The following is a 17,786-nucleotide window of genomic DNA, read 5'->3' on the forward strand; positions in this document are numbered from 1 at the left end:
GGTCTTTATGAAATATTCTTCTTTACTCATTGTCTGCTGCCTTTTATCGGTGAGCGCGGCATTTGCCCAGAATGGGAAGTCGCCTTATACATTCAACCGTGAGCCCCTCAAACAGGATGTGTATGCACAGCTGCCATTGGGCAGCATCAGGGCAAAAGGCTGGTTGTTAAAACAGCTGCAGCTGCAGAAAGAAGGATTCACCGGCGAGGCTGAGGAACTGTATCCCGAGAGCGACAACCTGGGCGCAAATTCAGACTGGCTGGGCGGCACCGGTAACAGCTGGGAAAAAGTGCCTTACTATGTAAAGGGTCTGGTGTCCCTGGCTTATACTCTGGATGATGCCGAACTGAAGGCCAGATCAAAAAAATGGATTGATTATACCCTTGACCACCAGCAGGAAAACGGTTTGTTCGGTCCGCCTAAAATGAGGGACTGGTGGCCGCGCATGCCTTTTATGTATGCCCTGCAAAGTTATTACGAGGCCACCGGCGATAAACGCGTGATCCCTTTTCTGTCGAAATATTTTAGGTATGAGCTGGATAACCTGGATAAGGATCCGCTCAAAGAATGGGGGAAATCCCGGGCGGGCGACAATATGGAGATAGTCCTGTGGGTGTATAACAAAACCGGCGACGCTTATCTGCTTGATCTTGTCAATAAGCTGAAACAGCAGGCTTACCCATGGGCGGATATCTTCAACCAGAATCAGTTTCAGTTCTACGGTCCTGATTACCAGCCAAAACATATGGTGAACGTTTCCCAGGCGCTGAAGTTCCCTGCCGTATATTCGCAGGTCGATCCCTCGCCACATTATGCCGATGCGATGCAGAACGGCATCAAACATATCCTGAATGATAACGGGCAGCCAACCGGCATTGGTTCGGGTACAGAATTTATGTCGGGCCACAACACGGTTGAGGGTGTAGAAACCTGTACTGTAGTGGAGTGGATGCAGAGTTTGGAGACCGGCGCGAGGATCATCCACAATAATTCCTCCATTGGCGACCAGCTGGAGAAACTGGCTTTCAATACCCTGCCTGCGCAGTTCAGTAGCGATCTCAAAAACCATACCTATTACACGCTGCCCAACCAGGTGCAAAATCTGCCGGGCGGGCATGGGTTTAACCAGGATTATGGCAACGGCATAGTGCCGGGCCCGTTCTCGGGCTTTCCCTGCTGCAGGTATAATATGCACATGGGCTGGCCTTATTTCGTGAAGAACAGCTGGGTAGCAACGCCGGATGGCGGCCTTGCCGTTAATGCTTATGCGCCCATGGAAGTGAATGCAGTGGTGGCACAGAACATACCCATAAAAATCGCTGTGGTGACAAGTTATCCCTTTGACGAGCAGATCGATCTGAATTTTTCTCTGACCAAAGTGGCCTCCTTTGGATTAAAACTGCGTATTCCGTCATGGTGCGCGAGGCCCGAGGTGAAGTTGAACGGAAAGCTTCTGACGGATGTTGTGGCCGGACAGATCCTGACTGTAAAGCGCATCTGGAAGACCGGTGATAAAATCAGTTTGCATTTCCCCATGCAGGTGGCGGTAAAGCCACAGGTAAGCAATGCGGTAAGTGTTGAACGGGGACCGCTGGTATATGCGGTTAAAATTAAGCAGTCGGTAAAGAATGTCAGGGAATATGCCGTAAAAGGTTTCTACGAGACCGAGATCATCCCTGCCTCTGCATGGAATTACGGTCTGGTACTGGAAGCCAGTTCCCTCGCCAAAAATTTCACGGTAGTTAAGGGCCCGATGCCTGAGAACCCTTTTGTCCAGGAGCAGGTGCCTGTGCAGTTAAGGGTAAGTGCCAGACAAATACCCGCCTGGACGATGGACTATAACAATACTGCAGCGTTCGATGTACCTTTTGGCCCTGTAGTATCTACCAGACCGACCGAGCAGATCACCCTGGTTCCTTATGGATCCGAAAGCTTGCGTGTAAGCATCATCCCCATAATTGGTAAGCCTGCCTACAGTACAACATTCTATAGGCAAAGCTTTGATAACAATACCGCTACCGGCCTGACCAGTTATGGCAACGGATGGTTTTATAAGGACAATGCAATCCATACCGGCGCCAACGATAATGGCCTTTCGGGAACCAACGGGCCAAAAGTCATTGCCACCGGCACCAAGTTTGACAACTTTGTTTATACTGCCGATATTGCCGTAAGTACGGCAGGAGATGCGGGTCTGATTTTCCGTGCTGCCAAACCAGCCATCGGCGCTGATGCGTATGAAGGCTATTATGCAGGCCTAAATGCCCAAACAGGGGTCATCACCCTTGGAAAATCAGGCAGCAATAAATGGACGGTAATTGAAACAGCTAAATATCCTATGAAAATAAACGAGACTTATAAGGTAAAGGTGAGAGCAATGGGCAGCCATATCGAAGTGTTCTTGAGTGGTGCCGACAAGCCGCTGATATCCGCTACCGATGGTGAGTATAAATCCGGTAATATTGGTTTACGTGTCTACAACGCAATTGCTACAATGGATAATTTGGAGGTGAATGCACTGTAGACTCCTTTCTATTCGCATGTTTATTGAATCATAGATAATCTGGGCCCTTAACCAGATTTGCTCCAGACTAAAAAATCGGAATATAATCTTTATGGTTCCCTGATATCTCGCGAACGCAACGCTTCCATACGACCGGGATCTGGGATAACTGTTCGAAAGATTGATATATGATGAGCTGTGCAAAAAAATTAAACATCTCTGTACCCTGGTGCCCTGATCTATTAAAACGTAAGGGATTTTCGCTACAGGTTAATAATCCTCATACCATTATCGTAACAGGTCTGAAAGAACAATTCTCCAACTTTGCCAAAATCAAAACAGCATTATGAAATTATAAAGGGCCTGTGAGGGATTGCAGCGGTTGCCGATGTGATTTTTCACTTTATGAAGATTTCTTATCCGCTTACATGATACATTATCGATTTATCTGGCTGTTTATGGGCTGGGTGGAGTCGGCAAAGCCTAAGTTAGGTGTCATATGGCACTTATCATAACCTTTGGTGTTGCATCGTCGATAGCTTATGCTTATTCAGTTTTAAAATGGCCTGATATTCCTATCCTGGACTACCTAAGAGACAAAGCGGATAAACGGATCGAAAAGGCTTTAAAAGAAGTGGCTTTAGAGACAAATTCCTGCGGTTCAAGTGATCAGACATCGTTGGACAACGCTGGGACAACCAAACATAATGTAAAGATTGTAATCCAAAACAGTTTCACATCGTTATTTATTCCTAACTATATAGACGCATTAAGCCGAAACCATTCATTCCCTAATATTCATAAATTCCTGTACTGGTTTATAAGTTATTTGAGCAGTTATTTACACTTCTTTTTTAATTTTGCTTCAATTGGGGTACCATAGCCGCTTGATCCTTGAATTTGTAACAATGCGGCCAGTGTTGCTGCGATATCAGTAATATATTTGGCTTTGTGTGTGATACTTTTTATTCTCTAGCCCATCCGTAGTTGTTCCAGTTTCTATACGCTGTTCTTCAGAGATAATATTCCAATTTTAATCCAATAAACAGCTGGGTTGGCATGAAGAAACTCCTGTAAAAAGTGAATAACCACATGACGGGATTGAAGGCAGAAAGAAGAAAATCAGAATGTCCTATATTGACTATTTATCCCCAGGGTATTGAAAATTTGTGGGAGGATTGCCGTAGAAAAGCGGCAAGGAAAAATAATCATCCGTGACGATACAGCATTTACTGAACAGATTATTTCATTCTTCCGGATTAATAATAATGCGAATCCTCAATCGGTTTTTGCTGTTGGTTTGGTTTTTAAAATGGAGCGCAAATGGTAATGAAACTAGCAAAATAAAATCGCAATGGTTTAAAGGCTTTGCAATAATGAGTGCAAACCTCCCCGCGCTGGGTTCCGACGATTGTGCCGATCATAAACATCCGGTATCAATATACTGATCAATAGACAAAAATACCTTATCAATCCTTATCAAGGGGGAGAAGTTGTTTTGGACAAGCTAAGCTATGGACAAGTTATGAGTGCTGAGAGTCATTAGCACATTGGCTTGATGTCGGCCAATGTGCTAAAAACAATAACCTAGAGATTTTTTATCCCACCAATAGGCCGTTGGGAACACTTACTGTGCAACGTACTGACTATCGATCAGATATCACAAAACAGCAAGTGAGTTTTGTAAGCATATTAATGGAGGTCATACATTCCAAACAAGAACTTTTTTCTCCCAATAAAAAAGCTAGGAGATAGAAACAGAGATGTCGACGCCCGTGTACTGATAGGGAACTTTTTTAAAGGTTTAAAGTGATTTTTAACACCAATACTTCAGTATTCAATTCATACACCAGCATTTGTCTATTTTATAATTGTATAAGCTTAAATGGTAATAGTTGGTCTTACACAAATTACTTTAGCTGGTTTGCTGACGATTTTTAGTCGGCCATTGGCCCTTCCTAAGGGTTAATTTAGATACAGAATGAAGTTATCGTCAATTCAAGAGTTTCAGGTTACTGATTTGCAGCATTTACCGACAACTATATAAATATCTGTGCTAAGGGTATTGCCATTTGCTAAAATATTTTCTCAAGACTTGATAGAATTCGATCCATTCAATAGCGACTTCAATGAAATCATCTCCGCTTTTGGCATAAAGCCTGTTGAGTAGTTTCAATTTATTTAAATAAAAAAGAAAAAGCATTTTAGAGAATCCTATAATTTTTTCCTGTAGCCTTTCTTTCGGGCATATCATCTTTAGCGTGGTCAACCTTACTCTTTATCAGACGCATTGGGCTAATTATTACCGGATCTTAGGATTGTGACTCTTTACAATCCGTTCTGATGAACGTTAAGAAAACATATAATTTACTCCTTGGGTTCTATGGTATTCGGTTCTACCATGGACAACTTTCCGGTTCAGGAAAATATTCTTCACTCATAAACTTTCCTGTTGGTCCATTCTGGTCAATCAGTGCATACTTTGCAATACGTTGCCCTGCTTCTTGAACTGTGCTGGTACCTTGATGACCAGTAAAATCGGTTTTTGTATACCCCGGACAAACCATGTTAACTTTAAAGGGCAAGTCACGGAGCTCATAAGCAAGATTTACCGTATACATGTTGAGAGCTGCTTTACTCGATTGATATACCGCCATGTGGTAACCGCCGGAAGGGTCAGCTGCCAAAGAAAGCGAACCCATGGCGGAACTAACATTTACAATACGTGGTTCAGGTGATTTTTTTAACAGATCAATAAAAGCTTGCGAAACGCTAACCACGCCGAACACATTCGTTTCAAAAACTGTCCTGAATTGCTCAAGTGTTGCATCAAGCGCTGATTGCGGAAATCCTCCTGAAATACCTGCGTTGTTGACCAACACATCCAACACTTCCGTTTTTTTTCCTATTATTTCACGAACGCTGTAAACTGATTCGTTATCAGTGACATCTAATGTAACTTCCTCTATATTGTCGATCCCCTCAGCTTTAAGTTTTTCCACTGCGGCTAAACCACTTTCGAGATTGCGACACCCTAAATAAACAAAGAATCCGTTTTGTGCGAGTTGCCTGGCTACTTCCAAGCCAATACCTTTGTTTGCTCCTGTTACTAATGCTATTTTCATTGATTAATGGTTTTAAATTTATAGGAGCAAAAATAGTGGATAGGAAAACCTAAGAGGTGGACAAATCATTTTATATACTGGACTAATCGTGATGACTTGACAAATAAGCGCTGATACTCGTACCTGTATTTTTTTTGAATAACCGCGAAAAATAATCAGGGTCATTAAAACCTAATTCGTATGCCAGTTCCTTTACTGATAGCGTAGAATACTGTAACTTACGCTGCGCTTCCAGAATGAGCCTGTTTGTTATCCATTCCTTAGGTGATACACCTGAAAATTTCTTTACAACTCCATAAAGGCTACCTGTGGTCATCGCCAATTTTTCTGCAATAATGTGTACGTCATGTTGTTCAGTCAGATGCGCTTCTACAGTAAGTTTAAAAGCGATGTATTTGGACAATTTGGTATTTGGCGGGTTCTTTTGATTGCTCTGCTCAAAGTAAGCATTGTTAAACTCGGTTAAAAGCGTATTTAAATACGCTAGAATTATTTCAATTTTATTTGGCTTTCCGGTAGTATGAAGTAATTGAAATAAGGTAGAGAAAACAGACTTTACACGCTCTTTAGCATCAGGAGTAAACGTGATCATATTTAAATTTAAAGGATCCAGCAGGAACGGAAATGAATTTGGGAGCAGGCCCAACGTGTTTTCATCGAAGGCAGCTTTATAATTTAAACTGTGATTGTCCTTGAGGGCATTTGTAAATATTTGATTTGGCAAACCAAAAACCATTTGGCTGTCGCCGATGGTAATATCTTTTAAATCTATTTTATAAGTTTCTGACCCCTGATCCAAAAAGATAAAACAATAATGAGACAGCTTATGTGGCTGAAGCAATTTTTCTAAAATATCCGAAGGTATGGCAATCTTACAATTTTCATTCACCATGATCTCCATCCTATCGTGCAGTTTCCTTCTTTTCTCCAATTCTTGGGTCTTCTGCATTTTCATCACATATCTAAACAAAGATAAGAAGAAATTAACGAAAAGTCTGATTAACCCGATTAGCTGCAAAGAGAATTGATCCATTATAGCTAATCATGAATGGCGTTATTCGGGAGCTAGTCTTATAGGTTGTGTCATTAAGGTCATTAGCTCAAGCATTACACGTTAAATCTAGCTTTATTTAACAAGCATTGGTTATGCATCCAGCATCGGATTCGCGGACACAAAAATTAGTATTTAAAGAATTCAGCGAGGAAAAGCTGAAAGACATTTCTAGCTGATATTTGATCGCCCATTTAAAAACTGTACGCAGGCTGTAATTATTGAATAGGCGATAATCCTCTGAACTCCATCAGCGTACACTTTGCTGGAATCGAACTAACAACTAAAAGATTCTAAGTCTTCCTCGCTACAATCTCTATTTCTGGGCAAAATAGTCGTTTTTGACTTGCAGGAACGATTTAGTAACTTTTTGAAACCACAAAGTTTTGCTTCGTTCCGTAATTTTAACGGTTTCTACAGCGTTCTAAAATTGTATGCTGCGAAAGTTATGAAAAAGGATATTGTACTCTCGTTACGCTGCTTTATAGTCCGGCAACAACAAGTTATCTTTAACGGGATCCACCTAGATTGGTCCTATGGGCGTTTAAGAATGATCGCTTAGAGGTGTTAAATTATATCTATCGAAAAAATGTATTCAGAACAATTAAAACATTAGTTCTGTAATTCCAGTTAAGGATAACAGGTAACATATAAAGAGATTTATGAAAAGCGTTATTCAAACAAAGCCGCAAATTAATCTTCTGTGGACGGTTATTGAGTATTATTCTTTAGAAAATTGCCTGATTACCCCAGTAGATGAAGGCTACAAGATCAACTCAGTGATAATAGGATTCTATAACAGAAGATTTACCAGGTTAATTATTAGATACGAACTACAAAAAATTGGGAAACCCTTTATATTGATATTGTTTGCAGATATAATAATAAAACGCAAGCCATAAAATTACAAGGTAATGCTAAAGGAAACTGGCACAGCAGAGATAAATCAATCGATAAACTTCAAGGTTGTATAGAGGTGGATATCCCACTTACGCATTTACAAATACCCTATCCATTGACAGGCTGCAATTGGGAAATGATGAAAAACAGCAAATCAAGGTGATATACCTTGATCTGTTACAACAAGAAATAAAATCGGTGTATCAAAATTACACTCGCGTGTCTGATGCGGAATGCCACTACGAAAACGTTCCCAACGATTTTGAAGCCACTATCCGTATTGATGAGGAAGGCTTTGTAATTAATTACCCAGAACTTTTTACCAGGACAGCTAAACAATCGTTAAATAGGAAATAAGTATGTTACATTTTTGACTTAGAGAAGCTATTAATCACTTATAAGAAAAGCTATTGATCATTCGATGCTTCTCAGGTCAGTTATTAAATGCGGCAGTCCCTGAGCAAAAGCATGATCGCTGACCTCCGACTGCCGGAATACAGCCGTTTTAAAATGTTTCTTATAGAAAGTCAGGTGTCTGGCCGGCACGACCGGATCTTGGGTTCCCTGGTAAAAGAAAACCAGGCCTAAGGGCGGTAGTGTTGTTTCAAAATGTTCGATTAAAGCAAAATCTGATACGTCCCAACCGTCAGGCCCCAGTATGGTATGGCTAACCAAAAACAAACCTAAGATTCTCTTTTCCGGCCGTTCCTCAGAAAGGTATTTGAGCAGCGCATAGAACCGCCGAGCGAATGGCCGATCAAGATAAGGGGCTGCGTCAACGCATCGAACTGTGCTTTAAACAGTAGCTTCCATGATAGAGGGTCGTTCCGGACAAAATCGTGGGCATCTAGCCTTGTGAATCTTTCAGTACACTGAATTTATTAGCAACCAAGTGTTTTGTTTGTAATTGCTGATCCAGCATAATATAAGCGCTGTTAATAATCAAAAAATTTGACACGTTACGTATTTTTATTATATGTAGTGTCGCAGATTCCAATTAGGTATATGCCAGTTGGCTTAAAATACCCTTTTTTTGTCGCAATCAACCCTAACTCATATCGGGACCACCACTTATTTTTGTATTATGAGAAAGGTATCATTTGCTTTGAATATTAGCTTGGATGGCTATTGTGACCACACCCTTGGAGAACCAAGCGAAGAACTGATGGAGTATTTCGCTGGTATGATGGACGATGTAGGTCTGCTATTTTACGGCCGTGTGATGTATCAGTTGATGTTTCCATATTGGGCCGATGTCGCAAAAGACCGTTCAGGATCTGCCGCAGAGATCAGGTTTGCAAAAAGGCTTGTGGCAATTGATAAGGTGGTAATTTCCCGGTCAATGGAAACAGCAGATGTGGATACAACAATTATCCGTAGCGATCCTGCGGCTGAATTACGGAGGCTAAAGCAGCAGAACGGTAAAACAATTTCTGTAGACACCGAAAGTATGTTGCCAGAACTGACGGCAGCAAATCTAATTGATGAATTTCACTTTGTGGTACACCCAGTTATAGCGGGCAAGGGACGACATCTATTTGATGCGGGCAGTCTCCGCGATATATTTAAGCTGGAATTGGTAGAAACACGGACCTTCAAAAACGGCTGTGTAGCACTTCACTACCGTAGAAGGAATTAACGACAGTTCTTGTGCCCTCTCCTAACAAGCAATCGCTGCAAAGGAATATTATTTCGAGAGCGTTAATTGAGGAGGGTAATGAGGTCGCGTTCAAGCGTAAATTCAAAGTGCTGGCTGCTATTTGTTTTCAGACTCGGCCACTTCCCGGCGATGGAACGGTTGCTTGCCTGATCTTGCGAACAGGTTTTAAAAACCTCTAATAAGTAGGTATAAATTGATTGCCCCGAAATTGCTTTTTGGCAATCAAGTTTTACCTTATATTTTTTAATACGCTGTTAATACGTCCGCATCAGATAAATATTTTAAAAAGCTTCAGGTTAGGATTTACTATCTTTGCGTCAATGAAAAGAACAATCACCGCTTTGTTTTTGTACTGCTATTTCCTAGCGGGCAGCGTGATCTTTCCACTAAGTGACTTTTCACTTATGCGTGACCTTCCTGCGATGTACCGGTCATACTGTGAGATCAGGGTTGGTAAACCGGATATTTGTGATTTTGTCGGGGATTACCTATTGCATGGTAAGGAGCTATTTGGCAACAATGCCCATGACGCCAAGCCTAAGAATGGGGGCACACTGCAGTTCCAACATCAACCAACGCTTTCGATTTTTTTTGTTCAACATGTTTTTCGGCTTTTCACCGATATTGGGCGACTATTGACTAACGAGCCAGTTTACCATGACTGCGACTATTCTTCGGAATATTACCATCAACATTTCAGGCCGCCGATAGCCTAATTATTTTTCTTCTCTATTTTTTAATCATTTATTTTCTTACGCAAGCCATAGTTATGCTTTGGCTAACATATTCATATACATGAAAAGATTTTTCATGCTGTTATCCTTTGTGCTATTGGCACATACGGTATCAGCACAGAATACCTTCAGGGCGAAAGTATTCAACGACCAAACCAAAGCGGCGCTGAAAGGCGCAACCGCGACCATACCTGATCTAAAGATCAGTGTAAGTGCTGATGCCAGTGGATTATTGACTATTCCAAACATACCCAACGGTAAATTCGAGATCGAGATCACCTATGTGGGTTTTGGCAAAAGCGAAATGATCTATAATTTCCCTTTGCAACATCCTGATGAGATCATCATGATCAGCCTTGAACTGTCGACCGGTGAACTGGCAGAAGTAACCGTGCAAACAACGCGCACGAACCAAAACCTGCGGGATATTCCAACCCGTATAGAAGCGTTGCCATTGGAAGAACTGGACGAAAAAAGCACCATGCGTCCCGGCGACATAAAAATGTTATTGGGTGAAGCCACTGGCATTCACGTCCAGCAAACTTCGGCGGTAAGTGGCAGTGCCAGTTTCCGTATCCAGGGTCTAGGCAGCAGGTACACGCAACTCCTCCAAGATGGTATGCCCTTGTACGCAGGTTTTTCTGGTAATCTCAGTTTAATGCAGATCAGCCCGCTGGACCTACGACAAGTAGAATTTATCAAAGGATCGGCTTCGACTTTATATGGTGGCGGTGCAATTGCAGGTTTAGTAAACCTGATCAGTAAAGTGCCAGAAAAAGAACCGGAATTGACTTTCCTATTAAATGGAACAAGCGCCAAAGGTGCAGATGCCAGCGGCTATTACAGCCGAAAGTGGAAACACATTGGCACAACCATATTTGGTTCTTACAATTACAATGGCGTTTACGATCCGTCGAATACAGGCCTAAGCGCAATACCGCAAACGAAACGCTTTACCATCAACCCGAAAGTGTTCCTGTATATGGATGAACACAATTCGGGCTGGTTCGGTGTAAATACCACTTATGAGAACCGTTTGGGTGGCGATTTGCAGGTCATTTCGGGTCAACCCGATAATGTGCACCAATATTTTGAGCAAAACAAAACATTCCGCTTTTCAACACAGCTCTCATTTACCCATAAGATAGATGAAGAAAGCAAGATAAATTTCAAAAACACAATCGGCTATTTTGACCGGGATTTGGTCGGACCCGCGTTTGATTTTAAAGGCCGGCAGGTTTCCTCGTACAGTGAAGTCAATTATGTGCGTAATGGCGATAAGGCTTCCTGGGTTGCCGGTGCGAACCTGATCACCGATCATTTTATTGCAGATCCTCCGCAAAATGGCTTAAGTTATAACCAAGCTACCATCGGGACTTTCGTGCAAAATACCTATAAGGTAAATAATTGGTTCTCGGTAGAGAACGGTTTACGCTTGGATATTAATAACCCTGCACCGGCCACTCCATCATCGGGTCTGTTTATATTACCAAGAATAAATGCCTTATTTAAAATAACTGAGCATTTAAGTAGCCGTATTGGTGGCGGACTGGGTTATAAAATGCCGTCATTAATCAACGATGAGGTAGAGCAGGACGATTATGTTCATATACAACCTTTAAACATCGGCAATACACAAGCTGAACAATCCTATGGTTTAAACGGCGACCTGAATTACCGCATTGCATTAGGTGACGACACTTTTATTAATATCAACCAATTGTTTTTTTCAACAAGGGTGGACAGGCCGCTCATCCTGCAAAGTAATAGTTTTATTAATGCTCCCGGTTACTTAAATACACAGGGCGCGGAAACCAATATCAAGTTGGTTATGGATGAGATGGTTTTTTATCTCGGTTATACTTACACTGATACCAAAACCCATTTTAATGGGATAAGCGCGCTGCAAACACTTACACCCAAAAATCAATTAATTTTCGATGCGACTTATGAAATAGAAGGAAGTTTTCGTTTTGGAGCCGAAAGTTTTTATACCGGCCCGCAGTTATTATCAGACGGTACCACCGCAAAAGATTATGTAACCTTTGGTTTATTGGCACAAAAGATGTGGAAGCACTTGGACATCTTTGTTAATGCTGAAAACCTGACAGATCAGCGGCAGACCAAATGGGGCAGTATTTACACAGGCAGTTTGACTGCTCCTAAATTCAAGAACATTTACGCGCCTTTGGATGGTGCTGTGGTTAATGTAGGGATCAGGATCAAGTTATTAAATTAACTTTATGGTCATGCCACATTATTGGTGGGGTATGACCTTTTTTATTATACAGTCTTACCGAAAGTGAAAAAGCAGTCTCATTAAAAAAAGAAAACTCACAGTGAAAGCCAGTGTTTCTTCGCTAAAGGATTCGTAATACTTAATATTTTTCAATTCAATGTTCATGGTAGTTTTTGTTAATGGTTTATTTTTTGTACGTGATATTGATCTGCCTGGCCTGATTTTATGCATAGCAAAGCACCCTGGTCCGTAGGAACCAGGGTATGCATGCTGCTGGGAAATCGTTAATGGGTCTTCACAAAAAACTCGTGATACGAGTTAAAGCCTTTTGGCTTATGCGTACGGATATTACTGCGTAAGGCCACGGTCTTTTCAAACCGGCTGAGTGAGAAAACGGCAGTAGGAATACTGAATTTGCGATTGTGATAATTGATCTGCCAAGGAACGCCAACGCTTTAGCAATTTCTGAAGCTTCGGCAAACCGCTTAAATGGAAGTTGTGGGATTAATGTATGCTTTTGCTCCAGCGATCTGGTCAGAAGTGAGCCCGGTCTTATTGAAACTGCCTGTAGTCGTATTCTAAGACAAAATTTACAGGAAGCTGATTACAAACAAATTACTGAGGGCGGAAATGAAATTCAAAGATCAATAACTATTTAAAATTGCCTTTGTGACTGAAATACACAGGAAGCTAGTGTTGGGACTTTTAGTTAACTTTACACTTGATATGGTAACACCAGCGTACCCAAGAGAATATTTATACCAGCGCATCGTTCAGTCCAAATTATTTATTGATGATAATTATGCTAGGAAAATAACAATTGATGAGATATCAGGTGAGGCTTTTTTTTCCAAATTTCATTTTATCCGCCTATTCAAACAAACCTATCAAAAAACACCGCATCAATACCTGGCCTTTGTACGTATAGAAAAGGCTATGCAGCTAATGCGTACTGGTATTACAGTTGCCGAAGTGTGCTCAGCAGTCGGTTTTGACACCCTAAGCGCTTTCGGCAACCTATTCAAACGAACTGTTGGGATAACCCCTTCAGCTTATTTAAAACAACAACGCCTGCAAATTATCCAACTTAAAGAAGCACCACTCAACTTTGTGCCGGGTTGTATCGTTTACCAGTATGGGCTGGGTGAAAAATAGCAACTTTGCCATAGTTGCTTGTATATCCTTTTTCCGACATTTGTTTCATGATCAGCAAAGTAACCCATATGTGCGTATATGTTCTTAACCAGGAAAGCGCCGCCGATTTTTATACCAATAAACTCGGCTTTAATGTCAAGATCGACGTGCCCATGGGGCCAGACACGCGGTGGTTAACCGTTACACCACCCGAACAGTCTGATTTAGAGATCACTTTATTTCCATTAATAGCCGGTAAAATGTTTACGGAAGAAAAGATAAAAATGCTGAAAGAACTGGTGAGTAGCGGCACATTCGGGCCCTGTGTTTTTTCCTGTAATGATATTTATGCGACCTATGAAGAATTGAAGGGCAAGGGGGTAGAATTTATCAAGCCACCTACTAAGGAATTTTTTGCATTAGAAGCATTGTTTAAAGATGATTCCGGTAACTTCTTTTCTTTACAGCAGCGCACATGAAAACCGTATTTGACCAAACCACCAGGGAAGAATTGATCGGTAGAATTAATTTACTCGATGAAAACAGCCAAGCCCAATGGGGCAAAATGACCGTAGGGCAAATGCTCAGACATTGCTCCATGTGGGATGAAATGGCGCAAGGCAAAACGAAGTATAAGCAATCTGTCCTCGGCAAACTCGTTGGCAAATTGGCGCTCAAAGACATGCTGAAGGATGAACCGGTTAAAAGAAATCTGCCAACCGTTCCGTCATTTAAAATGACCGGGGAATATAATGTCGCCGAAGAAAAAGCGCATTGGATCAAATTGCAAAACGATTACCCTCAACTCGGCGATGCTGGCTTTTTACATCCTTTCTTCGGCCATTTGAACAAAGAACAAACAGGCCGTCTCGTTTATAAACATGCCGATCACCATTTAAGACAGTTCAATGCCTAATCAAGTTCCGATCCAATCCTATTTCGAGACCATCAAAAAAAAACCGGCAAAACCCCGGAAGATTTTAAAGATCTGGCCATCGCTAAAGGCCTCTTTGAAAACGATGTGTTAAAATCAACAGTTAAAGCAGCCGAAGTCATTGCCTGGCTCAAACAAGATTTTGACCTGGGCCACGGCCATTCACTGGCACTTTACCACTTCATCAAAGGCGATCTGTAAACCGGATTATACAATCGACGATTACCATTAAAATAATTGCAGTGTAACGTAAGTTTTTCAAAATCCACCGATGAGCGGTCTACTATGTGAGCAGTCGCAAAGGCTAGTCTTATTGAATAAGCTTATTAATTTAGTTTGAAAACCGCCAACCTGACGATGGTTAAGTTGCGGCAGCGTCTGCAAGCCTGTTTTTTAAAGCATTTCAATAATTTGAATATTATTTCCACAGGTGTCATTGAATACAGCAATTTTAACTGTTCCCATTGCAGTAGGTACTACGCTGAATTCAACGCCAAGATCTATAAGGCGTTCATACTCTTTTTGAACGCTATCAACACTAAATTGGGTATAAGGAATTCCTGCGTCAAAAAGTGCTTTTTGGTACGTTTTAGATGGTTCAAAATGATTGGGGGAAGGTTCCAACAATACTTCTGTCCCGTCCTGTTCCTCTTTGCTCACCACGGTTAACCATCGGCTGTCTGCGCTAATTGGTACATCCACTTTTTTTACAAAACCCAATATGTCGGTATAGAACTTCAATGCTTTTTCCTGATCGTTGACGGGAATTCCTGTTACTTTTACTTTCATGAGATTAAAATTAATAATTTAATTTCCCAAAGTTCTTAAATGAAAATCAAACCGGCTTTGTAAAAGTTGCTCTTTTTTAAATTCCGTGGGAGTTAATCCAGTTTTACTTTTGAATAACGTACTAAAAGAACAGGGGCTTTCAAATTCTACGAAATAGCAGGTTTCAGCTATGGACATACCTTTTTTTAAATATTCCTTCGAATTTTCAATTTGTCTGTCAAGCAAGTATTGTTTTGGCGTTTGTCCATAATACCTTTTAAACAAGCGCAACAGGTGATATTTCGAAATAAATTTAATACCTGACAAGAAGTTTAAACTCAAACCTGCATGATAATTGTTATCGATATAGTTCCGCATTCCGATTACAATGTCAAGTTGCCTTTGGTTTCTGTAGATCAAATTTTTAATTCTTTCTATTTCACATTCATAAAATGTCATTTCCTAAGTTTTAATTTAGATAAACCTACCACAGTCAATATTTATTGTAAATGTTGACTATCAGACCAAATTATCAAAAAATATTAGTATTTAAAAAGACGGTAGAATTCAGATATCACCATGATAGTTGGTTTCCCATTCTATTCCATAACTCAGCATTAAAATGTATACGCCATAAGTAGATCAATATAATTCCACTTAAAATGTAATTGAGGTCTATGCTGCACTTCTGGCAGCATTGGCGATGACGATTATAATATTACCTTTTGGTATTCAATTTGATTTAAGCAAGAAAGTTAGGTTGTATAAGTCATTCAATATTTAGCTACCTATAAATTGATCAGCTAAAAAGGTTTTTTGATCAGTGAAATTTAAATTTTCTGAGGAATTTTTCCGGTGATATACCGACTCCCCATATCTCTGTGACCTTGTCGTTTTCAATTTTGAAAATTTCTAAAATAGTGGGTAGTAATGGTCTATCTTTAAAAACCTCGCGCCCCAAAATAGTCACAGGTAAAGCTGCCTTATTATCATCAACCAATATGTCTTCAACATTAAATTGAGTATTTTGAGAGATTGAAAACATTTTTTCCGTCATGGTAATTGCTGCTTCTACACCAATTTCTCCAGTAGCGTGCCGTATAATGTCTGAAACAAAATAATTGCGTAGAGCATTTACATCCTTTTAACTATTGCGTCATAAACTCCAAGACATATGGCTTTAATTTTCTTCCTGTTATTAATTTCTGTTTGCATTAGAATATATTTTTTAATTTCTTTAAAGCTATTTATGCTCCAAATTTGGAACATGTGATTGAATTTATCACTTAAATTTTATTGTTATCCCTTGCAAGAATTAGCAAGTTGATCAAAGCGAATTAAATTATTAGTTGAATAGACTATTAACAAGTTTTGATTTAACTACTAATTTTACCATCGAAGTAATACAAATTCAGTTGCAACTTGAGAATAATTATATCTTAAAAGGTAAGTGGACAACCATTTAGCAATTAACTATAGCAAATTCAGTGCAGCAATTATTGTCGAATCCTTATTTAAACAAATATTCCTGTCACTTCTGAGATGCAAATGTGAGTACATTAAAAAAGATAATAGTTTCCAAAACGGAGCTTTTTGTATCCAAAATACCGAAAGTGTTTTTCTTCTAAACTCTTAGCCGTTGTTGTTCAACAAGATTTTGTGAGCAGGGTTCACAAACAAGAGAAAACATCTGCGATAATAAGAAGATTAGTTCTTTCAAATAAATCGAATGGGTTTCCCAGTGCTGTTGTTGGTGCAGATAGTACCGTAGAGCTAAGGGAACAACCAGCGGAGAAAAATACGGCTTTCGTCTGCCCCGTTTTGGTAAGCCTTCCTTGTTAGCGGCTGGCATTGTGTTTTGAAGTGTCATTATACCAGCATTTCTGTTACGATAATTGGAGAGAGGTCTCTGCCTGATTTATATGGGCAAGTTTTATACTTGTGTTCCATAAATCCTTTTGGAAAGATTTGTTGTATGAGTCCTTTGAAGAGCTAATCACTTTTGTCCCTTCAACATACTTGCCATTAAGATTTTTATATTGTTGTGCAAAAGCAAGGTTTGCAAGATTTGTTCCTGACTTTTTTGCGGTGTTCGTATTGCGTCTAAAAAGTGTCAACACCGGCATTATATTATTCCACATGAATTTCAATAATGGAGGATAGGTTCTTGCCAAACCCGTTCCTGGTACTAATCCAGGGTCAAATGCGTTGACACGGATTGAGGTATTTTCCAAATGTTTTTGCAATTGGTATACAGCCATGATAACACAAAGTTTAGAACTTGAATATCTTCTTTGTCCGGCAATGTTTTCTTTTTCATTTGTTTTTTAGGATGAGCTAATTCTTCTGCCGTAATATAAATGGGTGGCTCTATACCTTCTTTCTTTGCCGGGTCGTGTGTGCCGCTTGCAGTGAAAGTTATGCTTGCTTCCTTGTCCATAAAAGGCATCAGCAAAAGGGTTAGAGCAAAGCCGCCAAGGTAGTTGGTACCAAATGTTTCTTCAATGCCATCAACGGTATAATTTAAAGGTCCGATATTTTGTCCACCGGCATTATTAACAAGCGATATAATCCTGTTATCCTTTTCTTTTGAAAAGATTGTTACAAATTCCTCAATCGATTTTAATGAGGCAACATCTAAAGGAAGACATTTTAAATGCTGATTGGATAAACCGCTTCAAATTGACCCCTCTTCGCCAATCTAAAAAGTTCCCCTTAGCCGAGTTAATTTGATAAGG

The 17,786-nt window shown here is 40.3% G+C and carries 16 protein-coding genes and 2 pseudogenes; 11 read left to right on the forward strand and 7 right to left on the reverse strand.

Annotated elements, in window-relative coordinates:
* The first annotated feature begins 7 nt into the window (after window positions 1–7).
* Together H7U22_RS21625 and H7U22_RS21630 are read left to right on the forward strand one after the other, a co-directional pair.
* Complete coding sequence (locus tag H7U22_RS21625; RefSeq protein ID WP_187073427.1) at window positions 8–2,524, forward strand: beta-L-arabinofuranosidase domain-containing protein; 2,517 nt, start codon at window positions 8–10, stop codon at window positions 2,522–2,524.
* Window positions 2,525–3,002: 478 nt separating this feature from the next.
* Entirely contained in the window at window positions 3,003–3,386 is a 384-nt protein-coding gene (locus H7U22_RS21630; RefSeq protein ID WP_187073428.1) for a hypothetical protein, read from the forward strand.
* 1,513 nt (window positions 3,387–4,899) lie between these two features.
* On the opposite strand, the gene H7U22_RS21635 is transcribed toward H7U22_RS21630, so the two are convergent.
* Window positions 4,900–5,628 carry an SDR family oxidoreductase gene (locus H7U22_RS21635; RefSeq protein WP_187073429.1) on the reverse strand — a complete coding sequence of 243 codons (729 nt, stop codon included), beginning with the start codon at window positions 5,626–5,628 and terminating at the stop codon, window positions 4,900–4,902.
* A gap of 82 nt (window positions 5,629–5,710) precedes the next feature.
* On the reverse strand, window positions 5,711–6,577 hold the full coding sequence (locus tag H7U22_RS21640; protein ID WP_187073430.1) for a helix-turn-helix domain-containing protein: 867 nt from the start codon (window positions 6,575–6,577) through the stop codon (window positions 5,711–5,713).
* Between the two features lie 967 nt (window positions 6,578–7,544).
* Between H7U22_RS21640 and H7U22_RS21650 the strand changes: the two are divergent.
* From H7U22_RS21650 to H7U22_RS21690, 9 genes and pseudogenes are all read left to right on the forward strand, one after another.
* Window positions 7,545–7,936: pseudogene (locus H7U22_RS21650) on the forward strand (putative glycolipid-binding domain-containing protein).
* Between the two features lie 727 nt (window positions 7,937–8,663).
* Window positions 8,664–9,218, forward strand: a complete 555-nt coding sequence (locus tag H7U22_RS21655; RefSeq protein WP_187073432.1) for a dihydrofolate reductase family protein — start codon at window positions 8,664–8,666, stop codon at window positions 9,216–9,218.
* Between the two features lie 341 nt (window positions 9,219–9,559).
* The gene (locus tag H7U22_RS21660) at window positions 9,560–9,955 is read left to right on the forward strand and encodes a hypothetical protein (RefSeq protein ID WP_187073433.1); all 396 of its coding nucleotides are present in this window, start codon (window positions 9,560–9,562) and stop codon (window positions 9,953–9,955) included.
* Between the two features lie 79 nt (window positions 9,956–10,034).
* Window positions 10,035–12,212 carry a TonB-dependent receptor gene (locus H7U22_RS21665; RefSeq protein ID WP_187073434.1) on the forward strand — a complete coding sequence of 726 codons (2,178 nt, stop codon included), beginning with the start codon at window positions 10,035–10,037 and terminating at the stop codon, window positions 12,210–12,212.
* 422 nt (window positions 12,213–12,634) lie between these two features.
* On the forward strand, window positions 12,635–12,871 hold the full coding sequence (locus tag H7U22_RS21670) for a hypothetical protein (RefSeq protein ID WP_187073435.1): 237 nt from the start codon (window positions 12,635–12,637) through the stop codon (window positions 12,869–12,871).
* A gap of 10 nt (window positions 12,872–12,881) precedes the next feature.
* A complete protein-coding gene (locus tag H7U22_RS21675) occupies window positions 12,882–13,367 on the forward strand; it encodes an AraC family transcriptional regulator (protein WP_222621931.1) in 486 nt (161 codons plus the stop codon).
* Window positions 13,368–13,414: 47 nt separating this feature from the next.
* Window positions 13,415–13,825 carry a VOC family protein gene (locus H7U22_RS21680; RefSeq protein WP_187073436.1) on the forward strand — a complete coding sequence of 137 codons (411 nt, stop codon included), beginning with the start codon at window positions 13,415–13,417 and terminating at the stop codon, window positions 13,823–13,825.
* A complete protein-coding gene (locus tag H7U22_RS21685) occupies window positions 13,822–14,262 on the forward strand; it encodes a DUF1569 domain-containing protein (protein ID WP_187073437.1) in 441 nt (146 codons plus the stop codon). Before H7U22_RS21680 ends, H7U22_RS21685 begins: the two co-directional genes overlap by 4 nt.
* Before the next feature lie 15 nt (window positions 14,263–14,277).
* A complete protein-coding gene (locus H7U22_RS21690; RefSeq protein ID WP_187073444.1) occupies window positions 14,278–14,481 on the forward strand; it encodes a DUF4287 domain-containing protein in 204 nt (67 codons plus the stop codon).
* Between the two features lie 192 nt (window positions 14,482–14,673).
* On the opposite strand, the gene H7U22_RS21695 is transcribed toward H7U22_RS21690, so the two are convergent.
* The 5 genes and pseudogenes from H7U22_RS21695 to H7U22_RS23360 form a co-directional block, all read right to left on the reverse strand.
* Window positions 14,674–15,069 (reverse strand): VOC family protein, encoded by a 396-nt coding sequence (locus H7U22_RS21695; protein WP_187073438.1) that lies wholly within the window; start codon window positions 15,067–15,069, stop codon window positions 14,674–14,676.
* A gap of 18 nt (window positions 15,070–15,087) precedes the next feature.
* On the reverse strand, window positions 15,088–15,507 hold the full coding sequence (locus tag H7U22_RS23525; RefSeq protein WP_187073439.1) for a helix-turn-helix domain-containing protein: 420 nt from the start codon (window positions 15,505–15,507) through the stop codon (window positions 15,088–15,090).
* A 361-nt stretch (window positions 15,508–15,868) separates the two neighbouring features.
* Window positions 15,869–16,105 carry a hypothetical protein gene (locus H7U22_RS21705; protein WP_187073440.1) on the reverse strand — a complete coding sequence of 79 codons (237 nt, stop codon included), beginning with the start codon at window positions 16,103–16,105 and terminating at the stop codon, window positions 15,869–15,871.
* 829 nt (window positions 16,106–16,934) lie between these two features.
* Entirely contained in the window at window positions 16,935–17,282 is a 348-nt protein-coding gene (locus tag H7U22_RS21710; RefSeq protein ID WP_187073441.1) for a Rossmann-fold NAD(P)-binding domain-containing protein, read from the reverse strand.
* A pseudogene (locus H7U22_RS23360) lies at window positions 17,237–17,698 on the reverse strand (SDR family NAD(P)-dependent oxidoreductase); the annotation flags it as partial. The pseudogene H7U22_RS23360 and the gene H7U22_RS21710, both read right to left, overlap by 46 nt.
* Window positions 17,699–17,786: the final 88 nt, after the last annotated feature.

The sequence above is a fragment of the Pedobacter fastidiosus genome, from assembly GCF_014306625.1.
Lineage (GTDB): Bacteria > Bacteroidota > Bacteroidia > Sphingobacteriales > Sphingobacteriaceae > Pedobacter > Pedobacter fastidiosus.

What these genes read in the sequence shown, in the direction of transcription:
- H7U22_RS21625 (WP_187073427.1), top strand. Translation starts at nt 8, where the DNA reads ATGAAATATTCTTCTTTACTCATTGTCTGCTGCCTTTTATCGGTGAGC.
- H7U22_RS21630 (WP_187073428.1), top strand. Translation starts at nt 3,003, where the DNA reads ATGGCACTTATCATAACCTTTGGTGTTGCATCGTCGATAGCTTATGCT.
- H7U22_RS21635 (WP_187073429.1), bottom strand. Translation starts at nt 5,628, where the DNA reads ATGAAAATAGCATTAGTAACAGGAGCAAACAAAGGTATTGGCTTGGAA.
- H7U22_RS21640 (WP_187073430.1), bottom strand. Translation starts at nt 6,577, where the DNA reads ATGCAGAAGACCCAAGAATTGGAGAAAAGAAGGAAACTGCACGATAGG.
- H7U22_RS21655 (WP_187073432.1), top strand. Translation starts at nt 8,664, where the DNA reads ATGAGAAAGGTATCATTTGCTTTGAATATTAGCTTGGATGGCTATTGT.
- H7U22_RS21660 (WP_187073433.1), top strand. Translation starts at nt 9,560, where the DNA reads ATGAAAAGAACAATCACCGCTTTGTTTTTGTACTGCTATTTCCTAGCG.
- H7U22_RS21665 (WP_187073434.1), top strand. Translation starts at nt 10,035, where the DNA reads ATGAAAAGATTTTTCATGCTGTTATCCTTTGTGCTATTGGCACATACG.
- H7U22_RS21680 (WP_187073436.1), top strand. Translation starts at nt 13,415, where the DNA reads ATGATCAGCAAAGTAACCCATATGTGCGTATATGTTCTTAACCAGGAA.
- H7U22_RS21685 (WP_187073437.1), top strand. Translation starts at nt 13,822, where the DNA reads ATGAAAACCGTATTTGACCAAACCACCAGGGAAGAATTGATCGGTAGA.
- H7U22_RS21695 (WP_187073438.1), bottom strand. Translation starts at nt 15,069, where the DNA reads ATGAAAGTAAAAGTAACAGGAATTCCCGTCAACGATCAGGAAAAAGCA.
- H7U22_RS23525 (WP_187073439.1), bottom strand. Translation starts at nt 15,507, where the DNA reads ATGACATTTTATGAATGTGAAATAGAAAGAATTAAAAATTTGATCTAC.
- H7U22_RS21705 (WP_187073440.1), bottom strand. Translation starts at nt 16,105, where the DNA reads ATGACGGAAAAAATGTTTTCAATCTCTCAAAATACTCAATTTAATGTT.